We start from the raw sequence: 25,955 nt of genomic DNA, 5'->3' as shown, positions 1-25,955 counted from the left end.
CTGCACCAGTCGGAGTAATCACCTTACCGGCCGGGTTGCCGTTATTACCATCGCCTACATTCAGTGCAGTAGTATCGGCTGCTACGGTGTAAGTGGTGCTACCAGTATTCGCATCCACAGTCGGTGTAACGCTAATACCGTTGCCAGCAGCTACCTTGCTGGTAGCGGCAGCCTGCGCTGCTTTCAGCTGGCTTACGTTCACTGCGTCAGTGTCGGCCGCGCCGGCCGCTACATTGGTGACGCGGCGGTAAAGAGTTTTCCCCATCCCGGCCGTATTGTCGCCACCAACCGATACTTCGCCCAGCTCTACACCGGATCCAGCAATGCCGGCAACGTTGGCGTTTGCCGTTGGTTTATAGGGTGCGGCTGTCAGGTCTGATTCGCCAGCAATGGAAAAGGACCCAAGGGCAACGCGGAAGTTGGTGTCATCTTTGACCAGTGCGCTGTCACCCAAGGCAACGTTGTTGTTCAAGCGCACGGGCAGACCGGGGATCATGGGGGTGCCGTTGCCGGCATTGGCACCGCTACCCACCGCCATACCACCGTTGTTCGATGTGGCAGCCGAGCCGATGGCAATGCCTCCCGCTGCGCTTTCGCCGCTTACTGTGGCACCCGGGCCAATAGCCAGCGCCAAATCGCCTTGTGCTTTGGCTTTGTCGCCAATGGCAATCGAGCTACTAGATGGATTGGCCGGCGAATTCTCTACTTTCGCCTCATTACCAATGGCTATGGAGTTGCGTTGTGCCGCTTGGGCTTTGACGCCAGCAGCCAGTGCGTCCGTTCCCGTGGCACCGTCGTTGTTGTAGTTGCTGCCCGCAGCTTGCTGGTTGCTGTTGACACTATAGTAGTGCGTTTTAGCTGCACTACCCATCGCCTGCAACTGGCTGAGGTTGACCGCATCGTTCGGGGCTGTTCCGTTAGCCACATTGCTGATCTTGTTGCCACCGTTGTTCAGGCCACCACTGGTCAAGCTCACCGTGTTCGCCGGGTTCGTAGGAGTCGGCGCGGCAATGGTGATACCACTGTTGTCCATCTGAGTGGCGCCCGTCTTCACGCTGCCGTTGCTACCCAAATCAATGTTCTGGGCCAGCTTGAGATTGAGCGTGTTGGTCGCAGCGTCTGCCACCACACCGATGTTGCCTTCGGTCAAGGTACCGGTTGCGCCACCTTTCACGTTCAGGGTAGAGCCCAGCTTGCGCTCAACATTGGCACCGCTGTCGCCCGCAAAGGTCAGGGGCTTGACGACTTCAGCATTCAGGTTGCTCAGCGCATCGCCCACATTGGTGGCCGGAGCGTAGTTCGTGCCATCGGTTTTGGCGATGGTGTAGCTGGGCGCTTTGAAGGTGCCATCGGTATTGACGCCCGCGCCGCCGCCCAAAGCATCAGCTGCGCCTTTGAGCTGGCTCACATTCACTGCATCGGTGTCTTTGGCACCTGCCTTGACGTTGGCCAATGTGGTCGGTGCCGTAGTGTTGCCCGCTGCATTCTGCATGCTGGCAATCACGTCGCCTACTGGTACTTGCGTGCCTGCACCGTTGGGCTGGGTGTAGAAGTTGCCATCGGTGTGTTTGTAGACCTTGCTGCCGTCAGCTTTGGTATACACGACCGGGGTTTGCGCACTCTGCACCACAGATTGGGCGTTCAGGGCGTAGGTGTAGCTCTGGTCACCGTTGGCGTCCAGGTCCTGCTTCACGGTCAAACCATCACCGGCTTTCAGTGTCAGGGTACTGCCGGGTTTGGCAGTAGTGGCAGTAGAAGTACCTACTACATTGCCGCCAGCGTTGATGTTGAAGCCGCTGTTGTTGATGGCGTTGGCAATGTCGCCAGCGGTAGCCAATTTGTTCGCATTACCAGCAGCCGGCGCAATGACTTTGCCTGCCGGGTTGCCGCCAGTGCCGTCGCCTACAGCAAGCGGTGTGGTGTCAGCCGCTACTTTATAGGTGGTGCTGCCGTCAGTATTTGCTATATCGGTAACAGTGATGCCGTCACCAGCAGTGACCTTGTTGGTGGCCGCAGCCTGCGCAGCTTTGAGCTGATCTTCAGTTGCCGCACGACCGCTGGTGATGCTGGCCGGATTCCAAGTTTTGTTGGTCAAGCCGGTTACGGTGCCAGCATTGCCGTCAATCGTGACCGGGTGGCCAGTGGCCGGACCTACGGTGATGCTGTCGGCCAGTTTGAAGCCCACTTGGTTGTCCGTTACGGTGGTGACGATGTTGCCGTCGCCAGTGTATTTAACGGTTTCAGTCAGCTTGACAGTATCGGTAGCCGTGCCGTCGCTGATCTTGAAGCCGTTATTTTGCAGCCCTTGCGTTACATAAAACAGCTGGCTGCCGTTAATAGCATCGGTACTAGTAGCAGTAATAGCACCTGGAGCGACGTGTTTGATTTGGCGCTCGAAACCAGCCGAACCAATAGAAACCTGGTCGCCAGCAGTTACATTGGCGCTGCCAGCAAACGGGTTAGCCACGCTGCCATAAGTGATTGAACCCACGGTTGCCGTTTTTTCTGACGTAGCCGTTGCGGCCGTGGTGCTGCCCGCGCCCAATGCTACGGCGTTTGCTTTATCAGCGCTTGCGCCAACGCCCAATGCCACCGAAGCGACGCCGGTTGCCGACGTTTTGGTACCAAAGGCGGTTGACAAGGCGCCTGTTGCCTTGGCCTGCACGCCCAAAGCGACCGCGCCGTCGCCCGCCTCGGTAGGGATATAGCGGCCGGCGGTAGAAGTAAAGTCAACCAGGTTCTGCCCCGTCAGGTTTCTATATGTAGCCGCCGCAGCCGTATTGTTCAGCGTATCGTTGTTATTAGCGGGGTTGGTACTGACCAGCGGCGTAGTACTGGCTACTGCATTCAGGTCGTCCCCGCCAATGGAGACGGAAGAATTGCCCCTGGCGATGGTGTTGTTACCGATGGAGGTCGATTGACTGCCAATGGCCTGGGTAGACGGCCCCAAAGCCACGGCCTGCCCGCCGGATGCCTTGGCGTGCACGCCATAGGCCACGTCTTCGTTGCCGGTTGCTTGAGCATCCCAACCGATGGCTACCGTTCTGAGCGCAGAGGATTTGGTATCTACACCGATAGCAATGGATGCCTCTTTATTATTGGCATCATCCAGAGTGATACCAGTACCCATGCGGATGCTGTTCGATGAACGATACAGGTTGCCATTCTTATCTTTAAATTCACCATTCTGAGTGAAGGAGGGATCAACCCCGTTCGTACCACGGTAACCAACACCGATGATGCCGCTGTTGACATCCAAGCGGCCGCCCAGCGTCAGGTTCTTGGCGCCATTATCGGTCGTATTAGCAGCACCATTTACACTGCCATAGAGCAAGGTGCGGTTGGTCTGCGTATCATGGTTTTCTTCTTTATTCCCACCGACCGGTTTACACGGGTTATATGCCGAAGTTATACCAAAAAAAGAAGAATTCGGTACGAACACACCAGCTGTACCCTGAAATGGCGTATGAATTGTCGTGCCGCCCATAATGGCATATTGAACAGCGCCCGTACTGTCAGCAATAGCTGTACAGTTAACATCCTGGCCGTCGTTAAGATAGAAGCCAGCTCCGGCATTGGCCTGGCCGGCTGCCAACGCCAAAGCAGACACCATGACTGCGGGAACAAAGCGCTGGGCTTTTTTAATGCCCAATTCTTCCAAAATAGCAGCGCCGATTCCACCCGCACCAGAAGAAGCCGACTTGCCACGAGATTTGGCCGTTTCCTGCACAGCCACCCAAGTGTTGGTATGTTCATTCCATACGGTACGGTAAACTTTGTTCATATACTCAGCTCCCTAACTTTCAAAAAAAAATCAAAAAAATAGTGGAATAGAGCCCATAGGTTGATTTACATCAATCTCACTATCTATTTCTTCCTACGCTTGCCAAATCACACAAAACTTAAATTACTCTTGCAGAGCGAATTTACTTTATTCAAGTAAATTCAATTGACTACGTATTCTAAAACCTGAGGGCAAATCGAGGCTGAATGATACAGCTAATTAACGCATCATCCTAGCCACTTTATTGATTGGTTGTATTTCATTACAAAAGTTTACAACTGTTTTGCAACACATTTTTCTGCACAAGCCATACCAGCTGCGCTTCTCACCCAATTTCGAACAATAAAATACTTTAAGATTTTATTATATACAATCACTTAACAATTCAGACTACCTGAAAATCAAACTATAGAACACTCCCGCATTCTGTCATCCAAATGAAATTTCAGCTTCTATTGAGTAGCCTCACTAGGTAAATTGCAAGCTATTCCCAGTTTAATTTACCCAGTATGAGCTACCAGCAATATCCATTCTCAAACCCTCTACTACATGAAATAAAAAATCAATCAAAATATTGTGTTGATTGTTCTACTTACCTAGTTTTCAGGTAGCCTTTATCACCCTATGCAGTAAAAGTTCCATCACGGCACCACACAAGCCTACACACACAGGATGCTGCATAATCTGGCACACACAACCCAAAACAACTAAACAAGCCATAAAAAAGCTTGCTTATCACTTAAGATAAGCAAGCTTTTTTATGCCATCAACGCAAGAACCCAATTTTCAGTACCCGCTTTTACAAATCCCGCTCTTTTAAAACGGCTGCCGCAATTCACTTAAACTGATGCCCAAAGCTTGGGCGTATTTAGCCAAAGTTTTTTCAGGTAGCCTCTTAAACACGGCAGGTTGCAAATGTCGGCGCAGCTGCCAGCGCCACACGCCGGCGGCCATGGCCAAGCTGGTTTCGTCATGACGGCTGTGGAACATGTGGTAATACAAAGCGGAGCGTTCGCCGCGTTCCACAGTCTGCTTGGCAGCTTCGGTCTGCTCCTCCAGCTCGGCCACAGCCTGCACGGTGGCGTAGGACTCATCTTGCCAGCCGGTGCTGGTGGCAGCCTGGTAGCGGCCATTGTGCGTGCCGTAGATAATTTTTTGATGCCCTCGATAACTGGGGCTGTCGTCTTGCGGAATGTCGTTGATATCCATACCAAATGGTTCCAAACAAGCAGAATTTGGTTTTCAGGTAGCCTTACCAAGAACAGATAGGCGGTTTTCAGGTAGCCTCATGCATACACTGCTTCCAACAGCATAAAACAAGTGGAAAAGCGGCCGCTTTCGGGAATGTAGCACAGGACTTTCTGGCCGTTTTGAATGTCCGAACGGCGCATAAACTCTTCCAAAATAATGTAAATCGCCGCCGAGCCGGTGTTGCCTTTATAGTGCAGGTTGGTAAACCATTTTTCTTCGGCAATCGGCAGCCCCGCTGCAGCAAGGCCATCAGCCAGTTTGCTGCGGAAGAAACCAGAGGAATAATGCGGCAGAAACCAATCAATCTTATCGGCTTGCAGGCCGTGCTTAGCAATCAGATGGCGCAGCGGTTTTTCCACCGTATAGGCCACGATATTTTCATTCAGCAGCTTCACATCCTGCTTCACCGCCATCAGGCTGCGCTTGGCGCACTCATCGGCATCAACATCTTTCCAACTCAGCCATTCCCCGCCCTGCCCCACTTCGCCGCCGGCATACATGCACACCGGCATCTCGTTGGCATACGACAGCAAATCAATCCAATGGATTTTAAAATTCAACTGCCCGGCCAGCGGCTCACTGCCCAGCTGCACCGCGCCGGCGCCGTCCGACAGCATCCAGCGCAAAAAATCCTTTTCAAACGCAATTTCCGGCTTGGCATCCTGCAGGCGCAGGCTGTCGGTTTCACAACGGAAACGCTCGCCGCGCAATACCGCCGAAGCCGTTTCCGAAGCCGCTGCCACCGCTTCGCGGCATTCGCCGGTGCGCACCGCGCGTTCGGCCTGCTTCATCGCCGCCATCCCCGCCACACACACGCCAGCCGTGCTCACCACCTCGCAGGGCGGAATCTGCGGCAGCAGCCCATGCACCATCACCGCATGACCGGGCAAAATCTGGTCGGGGTAAGACGTGCCGCAGGCAAGACTGCCGATTTCGTCCGCACGCAATCCCTGCTCCAACAAACCGCGCACCGCCAGCGCAGCCAGCTCTGTGTTGCTATGGGTGGCACGGCGGGTGTGCGGATCGATGGCGTAGTAGCGGGAAGTAATCGCGTTGGAGCGCAAAATCATCTTGCGTACGCGCGAAGGCGTATCACCCGTCATACCGAGCACGGCTTCCATCTGCTCATTGCTCACCGGCGGATTCGGCAGAAACGCAGCAGCGCGTTTGATATAAACATCTGATGGCTTATGCAATTCCGGCTCCCCTTCGATTTATTCGATGTGTGTGTGGACATTTTCAGGTAGCCTGCAGCGGCATATAGCAAAGGCTACCTGAAACTTAGCAGCTAACGAAGAACAGCCTGAAACGCTAAACATTTCAGGCTGTTGTATTATTTGGTGCCCAGGGTCGGACTCGAACCGACACACCTTGCGGCGGGGGATTTTGAGTCCCCTGCGTCTACCAATTTCGCCACCTGGGCAGGTGATGAAGAAACGGCATTATAGGCATTTTTCCACGTTTGTAAAGTTTTTTACCTGCATATCTGCCGCTTTGCCGTTTAAAACCGTGTTTTCAATGGCAATAAAACCACAGCCCTGCTCCACCATATTACCTTTTGGCTGGTCAAAGCCTCCTGTTGTGCGCTGGCGGAGTTTGAATTTGTGCACATTATAGCGGATTGGCTTGAAATCAGGACAGTTTAATAAGCCACAAAGTGCAGCCTATATGGCAAGGCAAACCTATGCGCTACTGGTTTAAAGTGAATCCACTATATATAATCGCCGCATGCGCACAACAATCCTCCTTTCCGCAGCCCTCCTACTCTTGGCCGGCTGCCCCTCCGAACCGCCTGCCACGCCTGAGGCGTCGGCATCTTCGGCTTCCGCCACCTCTGCCGTTACCAACCAATTTCACGGCACAGACATCAGCCAAGATCCTATCGGCGGCGATTTCACCCTCACCAGCCATAACGGCCGCCCCGTATCCTTAAGCGATTTTCGCGGCAAGGTTGTGGTGCTCGTGTTTGGCTACACCCACTGTCCAGACGTGTGCCCCACCCACCTGCTCACCTATGCCCAGGCCATTGCTCAGCTGCCGCCCGAGCAGGCCGAAGCGGTGCAGCTCCTGTTTGTTTCCATCGATCCCGCGCGCGACCGCCCCGAGCTCTTGGCGCGCTACGTGCCCGCCTTCAACCCCAGCTTTATCGGGCTTACCAGCGCCGATGGCGGCGAAGCCGAAACCCAAGCCGTGATGAAGCTCTACGGCGCCACCGCCGTAAAACAGCCGCCGCAGCCCAACGGCTTTTACAGCGTAGACCACAGCAGCGCCACCTTCCTCATCAACCGCCAAGGCCGCCCCGTGGTGATGGAGCCCTTCGGCCAAACCGCCACCCAGTTGGCAGAAGACCTTAAAACCCTGTTAAACCAATAGCCTTAACACCAAAGACTACCTGAAAACCATTTTTCAGGTAGCCCCAACCCAGAAACCAAACACCATGCAGAAAAACGACCAACAAGCCCGCCTCGCCGTCCTCATCGACGCCGACAACGCCCCCGCCGACATCATCGACCGCCTGCTCGAAGAAATCGCCAAATACGGCATCGCCAGCGTGAAACGCATTTATGGCGACTGGAGCCACGGCCTCTCCAAATGGAAAGCCGCCCTCCTTCCGCACGCCATCATCCCCGTGCAGCAATTTGCCTACACCAAAGGCAAAAACGCCACCGACATGGCCTTGGTGATTGACGCCATGGACTTGCTCTACAGCGGCAATTTCGACGGCTTCTGTATCGTATCCAGCGATTCCGACTTCACCCGCCTCGCCAGCCGCCTGCGCGAAAGCGGGCTCACCGTATACGGCTTCGGCGAAAAGAAAACCCCCACCGCCTTCCGCAAAGCCTGCGACAAATTCATCTACACCGAAATCTTCCTGCCAGAAAAACAGCGCGCTAACAAAGAACGCGGCAACGGCAAAACCCACTCCCCCGCCGCCGAAGAAAACAACAATACTCCCGACGCCCTGCCCCTGCTCAAACGCGCCGTGCGCGAAAACGCCGACGACCTAGGCTGGGCCAACCTCGGCCCCATCGGCAGCTACATCAACAACACCAACCCCGACTTCGACTCCCGCCTCTACGGCTACGGCAAACTCTCCGACCTCATCAAATCCTTCGACATCTTCGAACACCGCACCGACAACAACCAGCTCCAAGTACGCCGCAAAACCGAAGCCCGACCCGAAAGGCTACCTGAAAACCAAAACGAACAACGTGAAGCGCGGCAAAGCCAAAATGAACGGAGCGAAACCCGTACCAACCAAAATGAGCAACGCGCCCAAAACGACCAGCCTGCCGAAGGCAAACCCGGCAAACGCAAACCTCAGTCCGCCAAAGCCGAAGGCGGCCCGTCCAAAGCTGCCAAACCCTCCTTCACCAAGCTCATCCCCGCCGTGCAGCAGGCCATCCAAGCCACCGCCGACCCCGACGGCTGGGCACGGCTGGGCGACGTAGTCAAACAGCTTCCCGCCGCCATCGACCCCATCCAATACGGCTGCGCCAACGGCCGCGACCTCATCCACTCCATCTACAGCGACTGGGTGGAAATCAAAAAAGCCGGTCGCGGCGAACGCATCCGCATCAACAAAGCCTTCATCGTGAAAAACGAACAAGCCTAGCCAAACCAAAGGCTACCTGAAACAAACCAAACCGATTGTTGCCAAGCAATCTCCGTTTTCAGGTAGCACTATAAAGAAACTGTATCATGCTGTTATTTATCGACAACTACGACTCCTTCACCTACAACATCGTCCAATATTTCGCCGAGCTCGGCCAGGAAATTAGCGTGCGCCGCAACGACAACATCACCTTGGACGAAATTGCCGAACTCCAACCCCAATACCTCGTGATCGGCCCCGGCCCCTGCTCGCCCAAAGAAGCCGGCATTTCCGTGCCGGCCCTGCGCCGCTTTGCCGGGCAGATTCCCATTTTGGGCGTGTGCCTCGGCCACCAGGCCATCGGCGAAGCCTTCGGCGGCCGCATCGTGCGCGCGCAAGAGCTGATGCACGGCAAAGTATCGCCCGTGCACCACACCAACAACGGCGTATTCGCCGGCCTGCCCAACCCTGTAAACTGCACCCGCTACCACAGCCTCGCTATCGAACGCGCCAGCCTGCCCGAATGCCTCGACATTACTGCCTGGACGGCAGACGGCGAAATCATGGGCGTGCGCCATAAACAACACGCCGTGGAAGGCGTACAATTCCACCCCGAAGCCCTGCTTACCGAACACGGCCACGATATGCTGGCCAACTTCCTCAAAGAGCACGCTGCCCGTACGTAGCCAGTGAGCCGAACTCTCATTCCCGCGTCGGCTCGCCTCGTTGCAACAATAAAGGCTACCTGAAACCCAAAATTCAAACCTCAACTAAAATAAGGAGAACACCATGAGCCTGAAAGCCCACCTCACCGAAGACATGAAAACCGCCATGCGCGCCAAAGACACGCTCACCCTATCCACCATCCGCCTGGCCAATGCCGAAATCAAACGCTACGAAGTGGACGAGCGCACCGAAGCCGACGACGCCAAAATCACCGCCATGCTCAGCAAAATGATTAAGCAGCGCAAAGAAAGCGCCGCCATCTACCACGAAGCCGGCCGCCAAGACCTAGCCGACAAAGAGCTGGCCGAAGTATCCATCCTCCAGCGCTACCTGCCCGAAATGCTTTCCGAAGCCGAAATCCAAAGCGCTGTGGCCGAAGCCATTGCCCAAACCGGCGCATCCGGCATGGCCGATATGGGCAAAGCCATGGGCGTGCTAAAAAAACGCCTTGCCGGCCAGGCCGACATGAGCGACGTGAGCCGCCTACTCAAAGCTGCCCTGCAGAAATAAGACACAACAGGCTACCTGAACATGCCGACAGCTTTCAGGTAGCCTTTCTTTTCCCCGCAAAGGCTACCTGAAACGCAGTACTGCATATTCACCCCATCACGCCATGGCCAAGAAAAAGAAAACCCTGCCCAAAGATTTCACCGAACTGCTAGCCGCCAACGACTTAAACACCCTCAAAGCCGCGCTTAGCCAATGCGAGCCCAATGCCTACGATCGCTATGCATTTAACAAACCCGCCCTCTCCTTCTACGACATTCCCGTGGAGCTGATGGCCTGGTTGTTGGAACAAGGTGCCGACATCAATGTAAAAGACGAATACGGCCGCACCCCGCTCCACTATCACGCCCAAGTGAACAACACGGCGCAGCTCGCCTTCTTGTTGGCACAAGGTGCAGACATTCACGCCCAAGACACCTACGGCAACACCCCGCTGCATTTTGCCGAATATCATGCCGATGCCGCCCGCCTGTTAATCGAACACGGTGCCGACATCAAAGCCAAAGGCGACAGGAGGCACGACGTGGTGGAATGTATGCTCAGCCGACTGAGCAGCGGCGAAATCGCCCGTGCCGCCCAAGCCGCCGCAGTGTATTTGCAGGCGGGCTACCAGCCCACCAAGCTGGCTAAAGAGCAGGTTGTCCGTATCGGCGAAGATTTCGAATTCCACCGCGCCGGCTTCAACCCCGAATTCCTGGCCGAAACCGAAGCCGGCCTGCAACAGCTCTACCGCCTGTTTGCCGTGCCGCCCGTGCCCAAACGCATCCAACACGACGGCCAATCCCCCATCGTGCTCGCTGGCGATACCTGGGAACAACGCTACGAACAAGCTTGGGTGCTGCTCGTACCTGGCAGCGGCCAGGCCGGCACCATGCAGGGCGAAGCCGTACGCATCGCGGGCAAGATCAACGACGAACTCCTGCGCAACGCCATGGGCAACTGGGATAAGGAATACCGCAAAATGCTCACCGCCCTCGGCGGCTATTTACAACAAGGCAACGCCCTGTCGGCAAGCCAACTGGCCGAAGTAGCCCACATCTCCAAACACATGTTGGAAGACGACGGCACCGGCAGCAGCCGTCTGTGCGAGCTGGCCACCCTTTGGGTGTGCCGCAACCCCGAGCCGATTGCCTTGGAAAAACCCACATACCGATATTAACCACCCCCCTTTTTCAGGTAGCCTTTCTTTCCCCCGCAAAGGCTACCTGAAATCACCCGAACCATCACACAAGGAAACCCGATGTTTACTCCCCAACAAGCCCTGCAGCGCCTGCTCAGCAACAACGAACTCTTCCACGATGAAATGACCGACCTCATGCGCCAAATCATGCGCGGCGAAGTAGCCCCCGAGCTGATTGCCGCCATCCTCATCGGCCTGCGCATCAAAGTGGAAACCGTGTCTGAAATCAGCGCCGCCGCCCAAGTGATGCGCGAATTTGCCGCCCAAGTGCCCGTGTCCGAGCCAAACAAACTCGTCGACGTGGTCGGCACCGGCGGCGACGGCGCGCACACCTTCAATATTTCCAGCACCGCCATGTTCGTGGCCGCCGCTGCCGGCGCCAAAGTGGCCAAACACGGCAACCGCAGCGTGTCCTCCTCCAGCGGCTCGGCCGACATAATGGAGCTGGCCGGCATCTCCCTCACCCTCTCGCCTAAACAAGTGGGGCAATGCATCGACCAATGCGGCGCCGGCTTTATGTTTGCTCCCAACCACCACAGCAGCATGAAATACGTCGCCCCCGTGCGCCGCGCGCTGGGCGTGCGCACCGTGTTTAACATCTTGGGCCCGCTCACCAACCCCGCCGGCGCCGCCAACCAGCTCATCGGCGTATTCCACATTGATTTGGTGGGCATCCTCTCCCGCGTGTTCCAGCAGCTGGGCAGCAAACACGCCCTCGTGGTGCACGGCAGCGACGGGCTCGACGAAATCACCCTCACCGGCCCCACCCGCGTGGCCGAGCTCAAAGACGGCCTGATTGCCGAATACGACATCCACCCCGAACAATTCGGCCTGCCCGTGCGCGCCAATCTCGACGACATCAAGGTAGCCTCCGCCGCCGAATCGCTCGCCATGATGAACCGCGTGCTCTCAGGCGAAGCCGGCGCCCACCGCGACATCGTGCTGCTCAACGCCGGTGCCACGCTTTACGCCGGCAACGTAGCCAATACGCTCGACGAAGGCGTGGACATGGCGCGCGAAGCCATCGACTGCGGCAAAGCCCGTGCCAAACGCGAAGAAGTGGCCGCTTTCTCGCAAAAACTGGCCGCACAACAGGCGAAATAATGCAGAATAAGTTTCAGGTAGCCTTTAACAGGTTGCTTGAAATGCCACAGCAAGGCTACCTGAAAAGAAAAGGCTACCTGAAGTTTCAGGTAGCCTTTCATCTTGCCATCTAGCTTATTTCGCAATATGCAGCAAGCCGCGCCACAGTTTTTCTTCCCTATCCGCAATTTCGCGCAGGAAAGCAGCGATTTGGGCGCAGCCTTGTTCGCTCGGGCGGCGGCATTGTTTCACGCACTGGCTGGCCAGCTGCCGCCATTGGTCGCCGATGGCGGTCATTTCCTGCGAGGCGGTTTGCAGGGCGGGGTTGGCGCAAATATCGGCGGCCTGTTCCAAAAAATAGGCGTAAAGATAGCGGAAGCCGGCGCCGCCGGTGCCGATTTCTTCCTGCATACGCACCAAGTGACCGAGCCACAGCTTTTGGTATTTTTCCGGCTCTTGCGGCAGGCGTTCGATTTTCTTGGCCACGGTGCGGATGCCGCGCACGCCCACGAAAAACACGGGGGCGAGCATTTGTTTGGCGTTTTTGCGGATGGCGGCATACAGCAGGGCTGGCAGGCGTTCGGCCAGCTGCTGCTTTTGCGGCAGGCTGGTGGTGTCGAGCGTGTACATCAGGCCTTTGCCGGCCAGGGCGCCTTTGGCAAAGCGGGCGCGCTGCAAATCGGTGGCGGCACAGCGCTGGGGCGTTTCAAACACAGGGTCGCTGATTAAATAATCCTCACCTTCGCGGCCATACACCAAAAGGTTGTGGGCATTGAAATGAAAACGCATTTCGGGCGGGAAATAAGGTAGCCAATACACGGAGGTTTGCAAACCGGCAATCTGCCCGCGCAACAGCGCCTCATCCAGCGCGGCCGCACCACGCTCGGCTTGGGCGAATTTGCGCATATTGAGCTTCACACCAAGGGCGCGGCAAACGTTTTTGATGATGCCGCGCGGGGCAATGCGGTAGGAAATCAGGGGCATGCCGTTGAGTTTTACCACGGGCAGATACACAAAGGTGAGCGCGTGGGCAAGCCCGAACACCATGGCTTCATTCATGGCACAGCCGTGGTGGGTAAGGAGGGTGGACATCACGCCGCTTTCGCAATGGGCGGTGTGTTGGTGGGTGAAGGTGGTCATGTTGGTGGCGGTGTTTGCGGGGAGGCAAATGATACGTGAAAAATGAAGTAGATGGAATTTCAGGTAGCCTTTAGCGCACGGGCAGGCTAGCTGAAACGCCTCTGCTTAGCCCAGCAAATCGGGCTGAACCTGATGCCTGCCCTGTTCGTGGTCGAGCAGCCATTGTTTGCGCTGCAGGCCGCCGCCGTAGCCGGTGAGGCTGCCGTCTTTGCCGATGACGCGATGGCAGGGGATGAGGATGGAGAGGCGGTTGGCACCGTTGGCAGCGGCCACGGCGCGCACGGCGGCAGGGTTGCCGAGCTGTTCGGCCAGCGCCTGATAATGGGTGGTTTCGCCGTAGGGGATGGTTTGCAGCGCGTTCCACACCCGCCGCTGAAACGGGCTGCCGGGGGCGTGCAGAGGCACGCTAAACTCGCGGCGCGTACCTTGGAAATATTCGCCCAGCTGGGTTTGCACCAGTCGGGTGTGTTCGTTTTCGCCCTGCTTGGTTTGGCAGCCGAGCAGGCGCTGCAGATCGCGCAATTCATCGTCGATGCGCCGGCTGCCGGCAAATTCGAGCAGGCACAGGCCGCGCTCGCTGGCGGCGGCAAGGATATTGCCCAAGGGCGAGGGGAAGGAGTGCAGATAGAGCATGGGCTTGTGGTTGGGTTTAGATAAGTGTTTGCTGGGCAGAAACCCTGCAATGTTTTCAGGTAGCCTGCCGTGTTGGCAAAAGGCTACCTGAAAACGTGGCTACTGCGAAGTTAAAAGGTTTACAGCGCGGTAAAACAGGCTGCCAAACCCAAAAAGATGCCCGGTACGTTGGCCACCACAATCGGCCAGTCGCGCGGTTTTTTAAACAGGCCGTAGCCAGTCCACAACGTGCAGTTTACAAAAGCCACAAAGGGCTGCACCGGATTGCCTTTATGCCCGGCCAGGTTGTCGGCAATCTGCGGAATGTAGGCCACATACATGCCCACAGCCATGATGCTGGCCACGATGCCTAAAATCTTGATTTGTTTTTCAGTCATTATTTTTACCTCTTAAAAGTGAGTCAGACGTTTCATGCCGGTATGCGTCGGCTTCCCGGTTTCAGGTAGCCTGTATCCATACGGGCCAGCTGAAAGCGTGCAATTATAAGACCCACTCCCCCGCCGTCCGCAAGGCACACTACAAAACTTAACCTGTTCTCCCGCGATGGTTTCAGCCAGCCTCACCGCCCCGCAGGCTACCTGAAAACCCTTGCTTGCTTTACAATTACGGCGTTTAGCAACCGAAACACCAGCCACACCATGCCAGAAAACACCGCATCCGCCGAACACAGCGACATCCTGCTGCTCGCCCCCTACGCCGAACGCGCCTACCTCGAATACGCCATGAGCGTGGTAAAAGGCCGCGCCCTGCCCGACGTGGGCGACGGCCAAAAGCCCGTGCAGCGGCGCATCCTGTTTGCCATGAAGGAAATGGGGCTGGCCGCCAATTCCAAGCCGGTGAAATCTGCGCGCGTGGTAGGCGAAATTCTGGGCAAATACCACCCGCACGGCGACGCTTCCGCCTACGACGCCATGGTACGCATGGCGCAAGACTTCACCCTGCGCTATCCCTTAATCGACGGCATCGGCAACTTCGGCTCGCGCGACGGCGACGGCGCGGCCGCCATGCGCTACACCGAAGCCCGCCTCACCCCGATTGCCGAACTGCTGCTTTCCGAGCTGCATCAAGGCACGGTGGATTTTGTGCCGAATTACGACGGCGCGTTTGAAGAGCCCGTTGCCCTGCCCGCCCGCCTGCCCATGGTGCTGCTCAACGGCGCCTCCGGCATTGCCGTGGGCATGGCCACCGAAATCCCGCCGCACAACCTGGGCGAAGTTACCGCCGCCGCTGTGGCCCTGCTCAAAAAGCCCACGCTCACCACCGCCGAGCTGATGGAGCACATTCCCGCCCCCGATTTCGCCGGCGGCGGCCACATCATCACCCCGGCCAAAGACCTGCTCCAGCTCTACGAAACCGGCAAAGGCAGCATCCGCGTGCGCGCCCGCTACGAAATCGAAAAACTGGCACGCGGCCAATGGCGCCTCGTCATCACCGAGCTGCCGCCCAACACCAGCGCGCAGAAAATCCTGGCCGAAATCGAAGAGCAAACCAACCCCAAGCCCAAATCCGGCAAAAAACAGCTCAACCAAGACCAGCTCAACACCAAAAAGCTGATGCTCGAGCTCATCGACAAAGTGCGCGACGAGAGCGACGGCGAACACCCCGTGCGCCTCGTGTTCGAACCCAAATCCAGCCGCATCGAGCCGGATAACTTCATCAACACCCTAATGGCGCAAACCGGGCTGGAAGGCAATGTGCCGGCCAATCTGGTGATGATCGGGCTCGACAACCGCCCCGCGCAGAAAAACCTGAAAAACATCCTGCAGGAATGGCTCGATTTCCGCGTATCCACCGTAACCCGCCGCCTGCAACACCGCTTGGAACAGGTGCTCAAACGCATCCATATCCTCGACGGGCGCATGACCGCCTTTTTGCACATCGACGAGGTTATCCGCGTTATCCGCGAAGCCGACGAGCCCAAGCCCGAACTGATGGCCGCCTTCGGCCTCTCCGAAATCCAAGCCGAAGATATTTTGGAAATCCGCCTGCGCCAGCTCGCCCGTTTGGAAGGTTTCAAACTGGAGCAGGAATTGGCCGATTTGCGCGAGGAAGAAGGCTACCTGAAAAACTTATTGGCCGACGAAGGCGCGAAGAAAAAACTCATCATCAAAGAGATGCAGGCCGATGCCAAGCAATTTGGCGACCCGCGCCGCACACTGGTGGCCGAAGCCGAACGCGCCGCGCTCACCCACACCACGGCCGACGAGCCGGTAACACTCATCCTGTCGCGCCAGGGCTGGATTCGCAGCCGGGCCGGGCACGGGCTGGATTTGTCGGCCACCGCGTTTAAAGAAGGCGACGAATTGCAGCAAACGCTGGAAACGCGCACCGTCGATCCGGTGGTGGTGCTCGACACGCTCGGCCGCAGCTACACCATCGATCCGGCCGAAATCCCCGGCGGGCGCGGCGACGGCGTGCCGCTGGCCTCGCTCTTGGAATTGCAGCCGGGCGCGTCGGTGCTCGCCATGCTGGCCGGGCAGCCGCAAGAGCACTACCTGCTCGCCGGCAGCGGCGGCTATGGCTTCATCGTCAAACTGGGCGATTTGGTCGGCCGCGTGAAGGCGGGCAAGGAAGTGGTGAAACTGGAGGCAGGGGAAACCCTGCTGCTGCCGCAGCCGGTACGCCAGTCTGCACTGATCAACCCTGATTGCCGCTTGGTGCTGGCCAGCGCGGAAAAACACCTGCTCGCCTTCCCGATTGGCGAATTGAAAGTGATGGCCAAAGGGCGCGGCCTGCAACTGATGTCTTTACGTGGCAACGACACGCTGCAACTGACCGCCTTGGTATCCACCCCCGATTTCTGGGTGTGCAGCCGCGGCAAACGCGGCGCGGCACACCGCGAACGCTTACGCGTGCAGGATATTGAAGGTAAACGCGGCCGCAAAGGCCGGGTGTTGGATGTTTCAGGTAGCCTCATCAGCCTGAGCAGCACGCAGGAGGGCGAAGCATGATCCAGCTGCCGAAATCGTATACCCCCAACGAATGGGATAGCCAACTCGACCGCTTGCCTTCGCTGATGAACATCGCCCGCGTGAGCCTCTTGCTCTCGCTGCTCACCTTCCACGTGTTGGTAAACGCCTATGGCTCGAATGTGGGCATGGCCAAGTTGGCTTCGATGCCAATTTTCGGTAGTCGCTTCTATATCTGGGCGGCGGTGTATGGCGGGTTGATTGTGTTCAGTATGGTATTTCCCAACTGGCAGCAACAGAAAAACAACCTGCCCAACATCAGCGCGGTGGTCGATATCACCATGATGGTGATACTGATGCACCTGGCCGGCGGCATTTCCTCCGGCTTCGGCATTCTGATCTTGCCTTTTATCGGCGTGTCCTGCCTGCTCAGCCACGGCCGTTATCCGCTCTTGTATGCCTCCTATGTTGCCCTCTTGCTATTGATCGGTACTTGGCTAAACTATTGGCCGTTTGAAGCCAACAGCCAGGCCGGCAGCAATGCGATTATCCACACTATCGTGCTCTCGGCAGTGGGCTATCTGGTTGCACTGCTCACCTCGTTTTATGCCTCCTTCCTCAACCGCGCCGCCAACACCCTGAGCAAACACCGCCGCGCTTTCGACCGCCTCAAAGGTCTAAACGAACTGGTGCTCAACCATGTGGCCGAGGCCGTGGTGGTGGTGGACACCGGCTGCCGTATCTGGCTGATGAACCGCCAAGCCGGCCTCTATTTTCCTTATGTAAAGCTCGACCGACATGAAGAAATGTTCACCCTTTTGGTGAAGCGCTGGCAGCGCGCGCCTACACGCAACTTCATCACCCATGCCGAGCTGGGCGGGCAAGGCGTGCAGGTGCGCGCCCGCCCGCTGGTGCGCGAAGACGAATCGCTGCTGATGCTGTTTATCCGCTCCGACCAGGAAGTGGCCATGGAAGCCATGGCCACCAAACTGGCCGCGCTCGGCCAGCTCACTGCCAATCTGGCGCACGAAATCCGAAACCCGCTCTCCGCCATCCGCCAATCCAACGGCCTGTTGGCTGAGGAAGACGAAGATCCGATGACCACCAAGCTGCGCGGCATCATCGACAACAACATCCAGCGCATCGATAAAATGCTGGAAGAAGTGAGCAGCCTGAACAAGAGCGACCGGCTCGATGCCCAATCCATCAACCTGATGAAATTCTGGCTCGATTTCAAGCAGGAATTCCTGCTCACCCGACCCGAAGCCAAAAACGCCGTGCACCTTTATATGCAGGGCGGTGCGCTGAAAGTGTATTTCGACAAAATGCACCTGCAGCAGATTATATGGAACCTCATCAACAACGCCTGGCAGCATGGCAGTAAGCAGGCCGATTCCATCACCGTTTTGGTGAAGCCCACCGACGACAACGTATCCGTATCGCTTACCGTGATGGACGACGGCCCCGGGGTTTCGCCAGAAAACCAGCCACGCCTGTTCGAGCCGTTTTTCACCACCCGCTCCGAAGGCACCGGACTGGGGCTGTATGTGGCACGCGAATTGGCTCACGCCAACTCCGGCCAGCTTCACTATCATCCCGAAGTCAAGGGATTCGAACTAATCATGCCGAAAGATATCAATGAGTAAACAAAGCCTACAAAAACCAGTGTTGGTTGTGGACGACGAACAAGACATCCGCGACCTGATGGAAATGACCCTGATGAAAATGGGCTTGTCGGTGGAAACCGCCGAGGGCGTCAATGCCGCCAAAAAGTGGCTCGACAGCAAAAAATTCTCCCTCGTGCTTACCGATATGCGCATGCCCGACGGTTCGGGGCTCGAAGTGGTGGAATACATCAACGAAAAAGAGCTCGACGTGCCCGTGGCCGTGATCACCGCCTTCGGCAATGCCGACCAAGCCGTACAAGCCATCAAAACCGGCGCCTTCGACTACCTGCAAAAGCCCATCACCCTGGCGCAACTGCGCACCTTGGTGAAATCCGCCATCAAAATCCACGAAGAAGACAGCCTCCCCGCCCCCGCACCGGCCAAAGAAGAACCTCCGCCCCAAGTAGACGGCGCAGACGAAGGGCTACCTGAAAACGAAGAGCCGCAGGAAGAGAGCAAAGCCGCCGGCCGCAAGCTCCAGCCTACAGCCGACAAACAGCCTGCCGCCAATCCCGAAGACATCCCCCGCCTCATCGGCCGCTCCCCGCAAATCGAAGAAGCCCGGCAGATGATCCGCAAACTCGCCCGCACCACCGTGCCCGTGTATATCGCCGGCGAATCCGGTTCCGGTAAGGAACAGGCCGCGCGCAGTATCCACGAGCTCTCCGAGCGGCGCGACCGCCCCTTTGTGGCTGTAAACTGCGGTGCTATCCCCGAAAACCTGATGGAAAGCGAATTCTTCGGCTACAAAAAAGGCAGCTTCACCGGCGCCGACCAAGACCGCCTCGGCTTCTTCCAACATGCCCACGGCGGTACCCTCTTCCTCGACGAAGTGGCCGACCTGCCCCTGCATATGCAGGTGAAGCTCCTGCGCGCCATTCAGGAAAAAGCCGTGCGCCGCATCGGCGACGCGCAAGAAGTGAAAGTAGACGTGCGCATCATCTCCGCCACGCATAAAGACCTCGCCGGCCTCGTGGCCAAGGGCGCATTCCGGCAAGACTTGTTCTACCGCCTAAACGTTGTCTCCCTCACTATGCCGCCCCTGCGCGAAATGCGCGAAGACCTGCCCCAGCTCATCACCCAGCTCTTGCGCAAACACCGCCAAGGCGGCGACTACACCCTCACCCAGCCCGCCAAACAAGCCCTCTTGCAATACAGCTATCCCGGCAATTTCCGCGAGCTGGAAAACATCCTCGAACGCGCCGTCGCCCTAGCCGCCAACAACACCATCGATGCCGCCGACCTCCAGCTCTCCAGCTCCCCGCTATTGGATGAAGACGATGACTGGGGCAGCGCCATCGCCGCCGTCAGCCAAAACAGCAGCAGCGCCGACACCGCCGAAACAACCGCTCCAGAAAACAGCGGCCAGCTCGACAACCTGCCCGGTTTCGTCCTCGGCCGCACCCAAGTGCAGGACTATCTAGACGACGTAGAGCGGCTGATTATCGAGCAAGCCCTGCAAAAAACCCGCTACAACCGCACCCAGGCCGCCAAACTGCTCGGCATCAGCTTCCGATCCATGCGCTACCGGATGGAACGCTTGGAAATCGAGTAGCCGCATAACTTGACTGAAATGAAGCAATAAACTTTCAGGTAGCCTTTGAGGCTACCTGAAAGTTTATCCACATAAATATAAAAACATATTTATAACCGAACCTTCGAAGCTCCCAGTACTCGTTCCCATTCAGGCTCCAATCCAAAGGAGTAAAATAACCGCTATCTTTTTAGGCAATCACCAGCCTGCAGATAAGGCTACCTGAAAGTCAAAATCCAGACACAAGGAGAAGCCAATGTGGAAAAAACCGAATCCTCGCACCCTGGACGGCTTGTTCGCCGCGCTGTTCTATGTGCCGATGCTGGTACTGTTTATGGCTTATGCCGATTGGTATGGTTTGAGCCTGTTTCTCTTATTGATGCTGCCCACGCTAGTTGTGTACGTGTTCGGCCTCAAATGGAAAGAATTTAAACCCTATCTGGCCTCAGGCATTTCACTCAGTGCCAATATGGCGCTATGGTGGGTATTCCTGCAATCCAACACAGACGCGCTGTTTATTTATCTTATCGGGATGTGTGCCTGGTCTCTCGGCTTTTTCTGGCTGTTGATCACCCAGCATGATTGGGAAGGCAGCAATAAAGGCGCATTTTGGCGAGGGTTTCTGATGACAGGAGTAGGTTTTGCGCTTGCCTGTTTTGCCTCATTGTTCTAACAAACACACTCACCGCTACAACTGAAACTCTTACCTCCTCACACAAGACAATAAGCCACCATGCACCCCATCCCACTCATCACCCTCACCCCACACACCCTGCCCGACTACGCCCGCCATCCCGCATTGACTGTCTCCAATACCCCACCTGCTTCCGGCCTCTACCTGGCCGCTGAAGAACACGGCATCGTATTGCACCGCGCGGGCGACAAAGGCAGCGTTTGGGTAGATTTCACTGCCGGCGCGGCGCAGCACAGGCGGCTGCACGGCGGCGGCGAATTGCTGGCCAAAGCCGTCGGCCGCAGCAAACAGCCCACTGTATGGGATGCCACCGGCGGGCTCGGCCGCGATAGTTTTGTTTTGGCCGGTTTGGGGCTGAACGTGCATATTTTCGAGCGGCATCCCGCTGTATACTGCCTCTTGGCCGACGGCCTCGCACGCGCCCTGCTCCACTCCGATACTGCCGAAACCGCTTCCCGCCTCACCCTGCACCACGCCGATGCTGCCGAATATATGCCGCGCCTGGCAGCCGAAATCGGCCGTCCGCAAGTGGTGTATCTCGACCCAATGTACCCCGAACGGCGCAAATCGGCAGCGGTAAAAAAAGAAATGGCGTTTTTTCACGAGCTGGTCGGCACCGCGCAAAACGATGCTGCCCTACTCGATACCGCCCTCGCCACAGCCACCGCCCGCGTGGTGGTCAAACGACCACGCCTGGGCGATTTTCTGTGCGACCGCAAGCCAGATTACCAATACACGGGCAAATCAACCCGGTTTGATATGTATAACGGCCATGCTGATTAAACCAACCTAATAAAAAGGCTACCTGAAAACTAAACACTGCGTTTTCAGGTAGCCTCACAGCATAGCTGGCAATCTTTCAGCTAACCTTCCACAAAGGCTAGCTGAAAACAAAACCCCCAACAAAACAAAACCTCCTGCCGCCCCATTCGGGCAGCAAGAGGTTTCGTTTTTCATCCAGCCTTAACGCTGCTGGTTTTGCAGCAAGGCAGCACGTTCTTTGAATGCTTCGTTTTCCTGCGGGGTCAAGATCCACATTTCCACGATATTGCCCGCCCCGTTGCGGCGCAGAGCCACGATACGGCCGGTGTAGTTTTGCAGCTGGCCGTGGGTAATGAAGCGGTTGTTCTCGTCTTTAATACGCACGCCCTGCACCATATCCACGGTCTTCGCGCCATCATCCAGCCAGCCCAAAGTCAGGGTGCGCAGCCAGGAAAAGCCATCGGTAGTGAGCGTAACCTGCGGGAAAGAAGCAGATTTCAGCACAGCCACTTCCATGCTGTCGATGGGGAAGCGGTGCGCCCAAGCGGTGCTGCTCAAGGCCAGCAGCAAAGCCAGTAAATATTTTTTCATGTTTCGTCTGCCTGTGTGATTAATCGGATTAAAACGTTGCCATTATAATGTCTTGGCAAACGCTCGGCTACTTGCACGCCGTCGGTATGCTGCGCCAAACGCGCGAAAGCGTGGTGCCGTTGGCATACAGTTTAATCTCCGAGCTTCTCACGCCGCGTTGGCGCACATCCATCACCACGCCATCTTTATTCGTGAAAGGGTTGTGCAGCGCCACAGTGTAGGCCGAATTGGTGTAGCTGCGGATTTGGATAAAGTTTTCCGGCAAACGCAAACGGGTTTGCAGCTGTTGTTGCAGGCATTGCGCTGCCTCGCCCGGCGCTTTGTTGCTCTGCACTTCCACCTCCGGCCTGCCGCGTGTAGGCTGGCTACGGAAGCCGTAAGCCATGCGCGAACTGCCGATTTTCACATCGTCATCATAATTGATATTCGACTGTTGCCGGCGGATACCCGCCGCTTCCGGCGAAACGCAACCGGCCAGCGCCCAAAGCGGCAGCAGCCACAATAAATTTGAATATTTCAACTTTTTTCTCCTACAGCCAGCCAAACCTGATCAAGCCCGGCTGATTTGGAACAGAATTCGGAATGCCCGTGCGGTATCCACAAAGCTGGGCATGATAGCAGCGGAACAAGCAATTTCGAAACCGTTTAACCCGGCTTTACTCCAACATACTGTCTGTAATATTATTTTTACAGTTTTCAAACTAGCTATTCCTGTTTATCCAGGCTACCTGAAAACGCCAATCCCGCCACCATCCGGCACTTGACAGCCTACTCTACTCCATTTACACTCCCTCTCCATGAATACGCAAAACTTCTCTTTCGCCCCGTTTTATTGGTACCGCCCAGCCGAGCGGTATCTTTTGCTGTGCGCCTGATTTGCGCTACTCCAGCCGAAAGAAAAGCTACCGCCCGGAAACCCCGAGCGGTTTTTTATTTGCTCCGGCAAGGCCGCTCACCCACGGAATCCCTCCCATGAACCGCCAAGCCGAACAGGAACATAAAATGTCTGCCCTAGCCCACCAACTCCGCCAGCTTCCCCCCGCCCAGCCCCGCACCGAACTGCAACGCTGGTATTTGGCCGTGGACGGCAACCAGCACCGTGCCGATTTGCAGGCCGATACGCCGCAGCAGCAAGATTTCATGCTGTGCGAAGCCCTGCTGCCGCAAATCCGCTCCCTGGCCTGCCTGATTGCTGCCGAGCGGCACAATTTTGAGCAACACAGCCCAGAAGTGTTCACCGAAGAAGCCGATTGGTTTGCCGCCCGTATTTTGGTGTTGGGCGTGCGCGTGTTTCATTTAGACATCACGCTGATTCCGATGCTGCAAACCGCCAACCGCCGCGCCGCCGAATACGCCCGCAAACACGGATTACCCTTCACCCCCGCGCAAATGCGCATGAGCCTGCACGCCTCGCGCCCTGAGGGCGGGCTGATTTTGGAAAACGCCTGCTTTGCCGATGCGGATTTGGGTATAATCGGCAATTCGCTGCAACTGAGCCACAGCCTGCCCAATCTGATTACCGGTTGAACACAGGCTGGCGGCTACAGGCGCACAAAACACACCGTCTGATAAAAAGGCTACCTGAAACGAAGTTTGCCCAAGCAAACCAAGTTTCTGCAAATCAAACAACCAAGCCGCCATCCAACCCCAACCACCATGCTCGTTTTCAACCCTGAATACATCGACCGACCGCCCGAACGCCTGCCGCGTTTGGGCGTTCTATTGCTGCTGCTATGGATCACCCTGCCGCTGGCTTTTGCCCTGCCTACGGGTGTCATTATCGTATTCGGCGTGCTGTGGCTGATCCAACTCGGGCTCACGCTGATCGGCAGCCGCGGCCTGCCTGCTTGGGCCACCGCCGTCGGCGGCCTGGCCGTGTTTGGTTTCGTGTTTTCGCAGTTGGGCACATTTCTCGGCAGCGAAGGCGGCAGCGCGCTGCTTCTGCTGCTGGTACTGCTGAAAACCTATGAAAGCCGCGTGTTGCGCGATTGGCATATGCTGCTCACCGCCATGGTGTTCCTGATGGGTACCACCGTACTGCTCAACCAAGGCATGTTCATCGGCCTGTGGCTATTGGCCAGCCTGTTCGGCACCGCCACCTGCATTGCCCTCTTGAATATGCCGCTGCGTCTGGCCGCCCGCCACGCCGCTACCGCCCTGCTGCTCACCCTGCCGCTGGCCGCCGTATTATTTATCGCCGTGCCGCGCATGAGCGAGCCTTTATGGCGTATCCCGCAGCCGCCAAAGCCGGGCCAAGCCCAAACCGGTCTGTCTGACACCATGCAGCCGGGCAGCATCAGCAATTTGGTGCAAAGCAACGAGCTGGCTTTCAATGCTACTTTCGACGGGGACTACACCCCCAACCAATCTGACCTTTATTGGCGCGCCATCACCATGAGCCAGTTTGATGGCGAGCAATGGCTTGCTGACGACGATTTTATTGAAAGCAACGCCACCACAGAGCTTACCCAATCCATCGTGTCCTACAGCATCATTATGCGCGACGAACGGGGCCGCATTCCCGCGTTGGATTATCCATTCATCAATTCCAGTGCTGCCAATTCGCGCAGCAAAATGCATTTTGCTCAAGGCCACACCGTGCGCGTACGCAGCCATGATGGTTTACGCCGATTTTCCTTGCAGGCTGCCATCGGCAACAGGCTACCTGAAAAACTTTCCCCCTCCCGCCAGCGCCAGCTGAGCCGCCTGCCCGGCTACAGCAACCAGCGCATCCGCTCGCTCGCCCGCCAACTGCGCGGCCAATCTGCCAACACCGTCGATTTCGTCAACCGCACCCTGGCCTACTACCGCAACCAATCCTTCGCCTACACCCTCAATCCCCCGCTCGACCGCAGCCCCGACCGCATCGACAACTTCGTGTTCGACAGCCGCCGCGGCTTCTGCGAACACTACGCCGAAAGCTTTGTGGTCATCATGCGCGCCGCCGGCGTGCCCGCCCGCGTGGTTACCGGCTATCAGGGCGGCGAATACAATCCTGATGGCGGCTTCTGGCAGGTGCGCGGCAAAGATGCCCACGCCTGGGCCGAAGTGTGGCTGCCCGAAGAAGAAGCCTGGCTGCGCGTCGATCCCACCGCCGCCGTGAGCAGTAACCGCATCGAACAAGGCCTCTCCTCCGCGCTGGAGGGCGGCGAGCAAGAGCTGGTGGCCGGCAGCGGCAATTGGCAGTGGTGGAGCAAACTCAGCGCCGAAGGCCAGTTTTACTGGCAGCAATGGGTGGTGAACTACGACAGCAGCTCGCAGCAAAGCCTGTTCCGCAGCTTAGGCCTGGGCGGCTTCAACCTATTGAGCCTGCTCGTGTTCCTGCTGATTGGCGGCACTTTGGCCGTGATTCCGCTGTGGTTGTGGTGGCGGCGCAGCAGCCGGCGTTATGCCAACCTCCTGGAAGAAGGCTTCGCCCGCATCAAAGAGCGCCTGCTCGACGTGGAAGGCATCGCCCCTGCCGCCCTCGGCCCCGCCGAAACCGCCAACATCCTGCGTGAGCAGGAATGCCTCAGCCCCGAGCTGGAAAGGCTGTTGGCGCAATACGAACGCTGGAACTACGCCGATGACGGCCTGCCCCCGCAAGCCGCGCAAAAACGCTGGTATCGCCAGTGCTGCCGCGCCGTGCGCAAGGTTAAGCTGTAACACACCGCGCTTTTATAGTGAATTTAACTTAAACCAGTACAGCGTTGCCTCGCCTTGCCGTACTGTGTGTACTGTCTGCGGCTCGCCGCCTTGTCCTGATTTAAATTTAATCCACTATACCTAGCCGAACTCGGATTAACGTCCCACTTTCCGTTTTTCTGTTATCTTTCAGGTAGCCTTTATCAGAGCAAGCTAAATCCGGATAAAGGCTACCTGAAAATTTATGGGGCTGTCCTAGATAACTAGGTTAGACT

The 25,955-nt window shown here is 57.0% G+C and carries 22 protein-coding genes, 1 tRNA gene and 1 pseudogene; 13 read left to right on the top strand and 11 right to left on the bottom strand.

The genetic code is table 11. From position 1 onward, the window contains the following. From HMPREF2541_RS01885 to HMPREF2541_RS12115, 5 genes are all read right to left on the bottom strand, one after another. On the bottom strand, window positions 1–3,784 hold a 3,784-nt coding region (locus tag HMPREF2541_RS01885), incomplete at its 3' end, for an ESPR-type extended signal peptide-containing protein (protein ID WP_070541432.1). Window positions 3,785–4,600: 816 nt separating this feature from the next. Further along, complete coding sequence (locus HMPREF2541_RS01880) at window positions 4,601–4,993, bottom strand: DarG family dialkylresorcinol biosynthesis protein (protein WP_070541429.1); 393 nt, start codon at window positions 4,991–4,993, stop codon at window positions 4,601–4,603. A 77-nt stretch (window positions 4,994–5,070) separates the two neighbouring features. Beyond that, entirely contained in the window at window positions 5,071–6,231 is a 1,161-nt protein-coding gene (locus HMPREF2541_RS01875; protein ID WP_070541426.1) for a beta-ketoacyl-ACP synthase III, read from the bottom strand. A 142-nt stretch (window positions 6,232–6,373) separates the two neighbouring features. Further along, window positions 6,374–6,458 (bottom strand) — tRNA-Leu (locus HMPREF2541_RS01870). Window positions 6,459–6,477: 19 nt separating this feature from the next. Then, window positions 6,478–6,645 carry a hypothetical protein gene (locus tag HMPREF2541_RS12115; RefSeq protein ID WP_003822284.1) on the bottom strand — a complete coding sequence of 56 codons (168 nt, stop codon included), beginning with the start codon at window positions 6,643–6,645 and terminating at the stop codon, window positions 6,478–6,480. Window positions 6,646–6,763: 118 nt separating this feature from the next. Between HMPREF2541_RS12115 and HMPREF2541_RS01865 the strand changes: the two genes are divergently transcribed. The 6 genes from HMPREF2541_RS01865 to trpD all read left to right on the top strand — a co-directional run bounded on the left by HMPREF2541_RS01865 (window position 6,764) and on the right by trpD (window position 12,147). Next, the gene (locus tag HMPREF2541_RS01865) at window positions 6,764–7,408 is read left to right on the top strand and encodes an SCO family protein (RefSeq protein WP_064104963.1); all 645 of its coding nucleotides are present in this window, start codon (window positions 6,764–6,766) and stop codon (window positions 7,406–7,408) included. 64 nt (window positions 7,409–7,472) lie between these two features. Further along, the gene (locus HMPREF2541_RS01860; protein WP_064086055.1) at window positions 7,473–8,651 is read left to right on the top strand and encodes an NYN domain-containing protein; all 1,179 of its coding nucleotides are present in this window, start codon (window positions 7,473–7,475) and stop codon (window positions 8,649–8,651) included. A gap of 86 nt (window positions 8,652–8,737) precedes the next feature. Further along, complete coding sequence (locus HMPREF2541_RS01855) at window positions 8,738–9,316, top strand: aminodeoxychorismate/anthranilate synthase component II (protein ID WP_049259564.1); 579 nt, start codon at window positions 8,738–8,740, stop codon at window positions 9,314–9,316. A gap of 103 nt (window positions 9,317–9,419) precedes the next feature. Further along, window positions 9,420–9,866 (top strand): GatB/YqeY domain-containing protein, encoded by a 447-nt coding sequence (locus HMPREF2541_RS01850; protein WP_049259565.1) that lies wholly within the window; start codon window positions 9,420–9,422, stop codon window positions 9,864–9,866. 103 nt (window positions 9,867–9,969) lie between these two features. Then, entirely contained in the window at window positions 9,970–11,022 is a 1,053-nt protein-coding gene (locus HMPREF2541_RS01845; protein WP_049259568.1) for an ankyrin repeat domain-containing protein, read from the top strand. A gap of 81 nt (window positions 11,023–11,103) precedes the next feature. Then, window positions 11,104–12,147, top strand: coding sequence for an anthranilate phosphoribosyltransferase (trpD, locus tag HMPREF2541_RS01840; RefSeq protein ID WP_064086054.1), 1,044 nt, complete (start codon window positions 11,104–11,106; stop codon window positions 12,145–12,147). 114 nt (window positions 12,148–12,261) lie between these two features. On the opposite strand, the gene HMPREF2541_RS01835 is transcribed toward trpD, so the two are convergent. The 3 genes from HMPREF2541_RS01835 to HMPREF2541_RS01825 all read right to left on the bottom strand — a co-directional run bounded on the left by HMPREF2541_RS01835 (window position 12,262) and on the right by HMPREF2541_RS01825 (window position 14,276). Further along, a complete protein-coding gene (locus HMPREF2541_RS01835; RefSeq protein WP_070541423.1) occupies window positions 12,262–13,266 on the bottom strand; it encodes a BtrH-related acyltransferase DarH in 1,005 nt (334 codons plus the stop codon). A 105-nt stretch (window positions 13,267–13,371) separates the two neighbouring features. Beyond that, the gene (locus tag HMPREF2541_RS01830; RefSeq protein WP_070541420.1) at window positions 13,372–13,899 is read right to left on the bottom strand and encodes a methylated-DNA--[protein]-cysteine S-methyltransferase; all 528 of its coding nucleotides are present in this window, start codon (window positions 13,897–13,899) and stop codon (window positions 13,372–13,374) included. Window positions 13,900–14,018: 119 nt separating this feature from the next. Beyond that, window positions 14,019–14,276 (bottom strand): SemiSWEET family transporter, encoded by a 258-nt coding sequence (locus HMPREF2541_RS01825; RefSeq protein ID WP_023886953.1) that lies wholly within the window; start codon window positions 14,274–14,276, stop codon window positions 14,019–14,021. 261 nt (window positions 14,277–14,537) lie between these two features. On the opposite strand from HMPREF2541_RS01825, the gene parC reads away from it, so the two are divergent. The 5 genes from parC to HMPREF2541_RS01800 all read left to right on the top strand — a co-directional run bounded on the left by parC (window position 14,538) and on the right by HMPREF2541_RS01800 (window position 21,486). After that, window positions 14,538–16,850 carry a DNA topoisomerase IV subunit A gene (parC, locus tag HMPREF2541_RS01820; protein ID WP_049259574.1) on the top strand — a complete coding sequence of 771 codons (2,313 nt, stop codon included), beginning with the start codon at window positions 14,538–14,540 and terminating at the stop codon, window positions 16,848–16,850. Next, a complete protein-coding gene (locus tag HMPREF2541_RS01815) occupies window positions 16,847–18,454 on the top strand; it encodes a sensor histidine kinase (protein WP_003822300.1) in 1,608 nt (535 codons plus the stop codon). Before parC ends, HMPREF2541_RS01815 begins: the two co-directional genes overlap by 4 nt. Then, window positions 18,447–20,030, top strand: coding sequence for a sigma-54-dependent transcriptional regulator (locus tag HMPREF2541_RS01810; protein WP_070541417.1), 1,584 nt, complete (start codon window positions 18,447–18,449; stop codon window positions 20,028–20,030). Before HMPREF2541_RS01815 ends, HMPREF2541_RS01810 begins: the two co-directional genes overlap by 8 nt. Before the next feature lie 235 nt (window positions 20,031–20,265). Then, window positions 20,266–20,682, top strand: a complete 417-nt coding sequence (locus HMPREF2541_RS01805; protein ID WP_049259577.1) for a hypothetical protein — start codon at window positions 20,266–20,268, stop codon at window positions 20,680–20,682. A gap of 60 nt (window positions 20,683–20,742) precedes the next feature. Further along, a complete protein-coding gene (locus HMPREF2541_RS01800; protein ID WP_070541414.1) occupies window positions 20,743–21,486 on the top strand; it encodes a class I SAM-dependent methyltransferase in 744 nt (247 codons plus the stop codon). 180 nt (window positions 21,487–21,666) lie between these two features. Here the strand turns inward: HMPREF2541_RS01800 and HMPREF2541_RS01795 are convergent, their stop codons facing one another. Both HMPREF2541_RS01795 and HMPREF2541_RS01790 read right to left on the bottom strand, forming a co-directional pair. Next, window positions 21,667–22,056: a hypothetical protein gene (locus tag HMPREF2541_RS01795; RefSeq protein ID WP_064083976.1), complete on the bottom strand. Its 390-nt coding sequence runs from the start codon at window positions 22,054–22,056 to the stop codon at window positions 21,667–21,669. 67 nt (window positions 22,057–22,123) lie between these two features. After that, window positions 22,124–22,576: a hypothetical protein gene (locus HMPREF2541_RS01790; protein WP_246824961.1), complete on the bottom strand. Its 453-nt coding sequence runs from the start codon at window positions 22,574–22,576 to the stop codon at window positions 22,124–22,126. A 482-nt stretch (window positions 22,577–23,058) separates the two neighbouring features. Between HMPREF2541_RS01790 and HMPREF2541_RS01785 the strand changes: the two genes are divergently transcribed. Both HMPREF2541_RS01785 and HMPREF2541_RS01780 read left to right on the top strand, forming a co-directional pair. Further along, on the top strand, window positions 23,059–23,583 hold the full coding sequence (locus HMPREF2541_RS01785) for a hypothetical protein (RefSeq protein ID WP_070541435.1): 525 nt from the start codon (window positions 23,059–23,061) through the stop codon (window positions 23,581–23,583). A 66-nt stretch (window positions 23,584–23,649) separates the two neighbouring features. Then, the gene (locus tag HMPREF2541_RS01780) at window positions 23,650–25,701 is read left to right on the top strand and encodes a transglutaminase TgpA family protein (RefSeq protein ID WP_246824960.1); all 2,052 of its coding nucleotides are present in this window, start codon (window positions 23,650–23,652) and stop codon (window positions 25,699–25,701) included. A 15-nt stretch (window positions 25,702–25,716) separates the two neighbouring features. Here the strand turns inward: HMPREF2541_RS01780 and HMPREF2541_RS12330 are convergent. Continuing rightward, window positions 25,717–25,832: pseudogene (locus HMPREF2541_RS12330) on the bottom strand (IS5/IS1182 family transposase); the annotation flags it as partial. Window positions 25,833–25,955: the final 123 nt, after the last annotated feature.

The sequence above is a fragment of the Eikenella sp. HMSC061C02 genome, from assembly GCF_001809035.1.
Classification (GTDB): Bacteria; Pseudomonadota; Gammaproteobacteria; order Burkholderiales; family Neisseriaceae; genus Eikenella; species Eikenella corrodens.
This window is presented reverse-complemented; position numbering and strand designations above follow the sequence as displayed.

What these genes read in the sequence shown, in the direction of transcription:
- HMPREF2541_RS01880 (WP_070541429.1), bottom strand. Translation starts at nt 4,993, where the DNA reads ATGGATATCAACGACATTCCGCAAGACGACAGCCCCAGTTATCGAGGG.
- HMPREF2541_RS01865 (WP_064104963.1), top strand. Translation starts at nt 6,764, where the DNA reads ATGCGCACAACAATCCTCCTTTCCGCAGCCCTCCTACTCTTGGCCGGC.
- HMPREF2541_RS01860 (WP_064086055.1), top strand. Translation starts at nt 7,473, where the DNA reads ATGCAGAAAAACGACCAACAAGCCCGCCTCGCCGTCCTCATCGACGCC.
- HMPREF2541_RS01855 (WP_049259564.1), top strand. Translation starts at nt 8,738, where the DNA reads ATGCTGTTATTTATCGACAACTACGACTCCTTCACCTACAACATCGTC.
- HMPREF2541_RS01850 (WP_049259565.1), top strand. Translation starts at nt 9,420, where the DNA reads ATGAGCCTGAAAGCCCACCTCACCGAAGACATGAAAACCGCCATGCGC.
- HMPREF2541_RS01845 (WP_049259568.1), top strand. Translation starts at nt 9,970, where the DNA reads ATGGCCAAGAAAAAGAAAACCCTGCCCAAAGATTTCACCGAACTGCTA.
- trpD (WP_064086054.1), top strand. Translation starts at nt 11,104, where the DNA reads ATGTTTACTCCCCAACAAGCCCTGCAGCGCCTGCTCAGCAACAACGAA.
- HMPREF2541_RS01835 (WP_070541423.1), bottom strand. Translation starts at nt 13,266, where the DNA reads ATGACCACCTTCACCCACCAACACACCGCCCATTGCGAAAGCGGCGTG.
- HMPREF2541_RS01830 (WP_070541420.1), bottom strand. Translation starts at nt 13,899, where the DNA reads ATGCTCTATCTGCACTCCTTCCCCTCGCCCTTGGGCAATATCCTTGCC.
- HMPREF2541_RS01825 (WP_023886953.1), bottom strand. Translation starts at nt 14,276, where the DNA reads ATGACTGAAAAACAAATCAAGATTTTAGGCATCGTGGCCAGCATCATG.
- parC (WP_049259574.1), top strand. Translation starts at nt 14,538, where the DNA reads ATGCCAGAAAACACCGCATCCGCCGAACACAGCGACATCCTGCTGCTC.
- HMPREF2541_RS01815 (WP_003822300.1), top strand. Translation starts at nt 16,847, where the DNA reads ATGATCCAGCTGCCGAAATCGTATACCCCCAACGAATGGGATAGCCAA.
- HMPREF2541_RS01810 (WP_070541417.1), top strand. Translation starts at nt 18,447, where the DNA reads ATGAGTAAACAAAGCCTACAAAAACCAGTGTTGGTTGTGGACGACGAA.
- HMPREF2541_RS01805 (WP_049259577.1), top strand. Translation starts at nt 20,266, where the DNA reads ATGTGGAAAAAACCGAATCCTCGCACCCTGGACGGCTTGTTCGCCGCG.
- HMPREF2541_RS01800 (WP_070541414.1), top strand. Translation starts at nt 20,743, where the DNA reads ATGCACCCCATCCCACTCATCACCCTCACCCCACACACCCTGCCCGAC.
- HMPREF2541_RS01795 (WP_064083976.1), bottom strand. Translation starts at nt 22,056, where the DNA reads ATGAAAAAATATTTACTGGCTTTGCTGCTGGCCTTGAGCAGCACCGCT.
- HMPREF2541_RS01785 (WP_070541435.1), top strand. Translation starts at nt 23,059, where the DNA reads ATGTCTGCCCTAGCCCACCAACTCCGCCAGCTTCCCCCCGCCCAGCCC.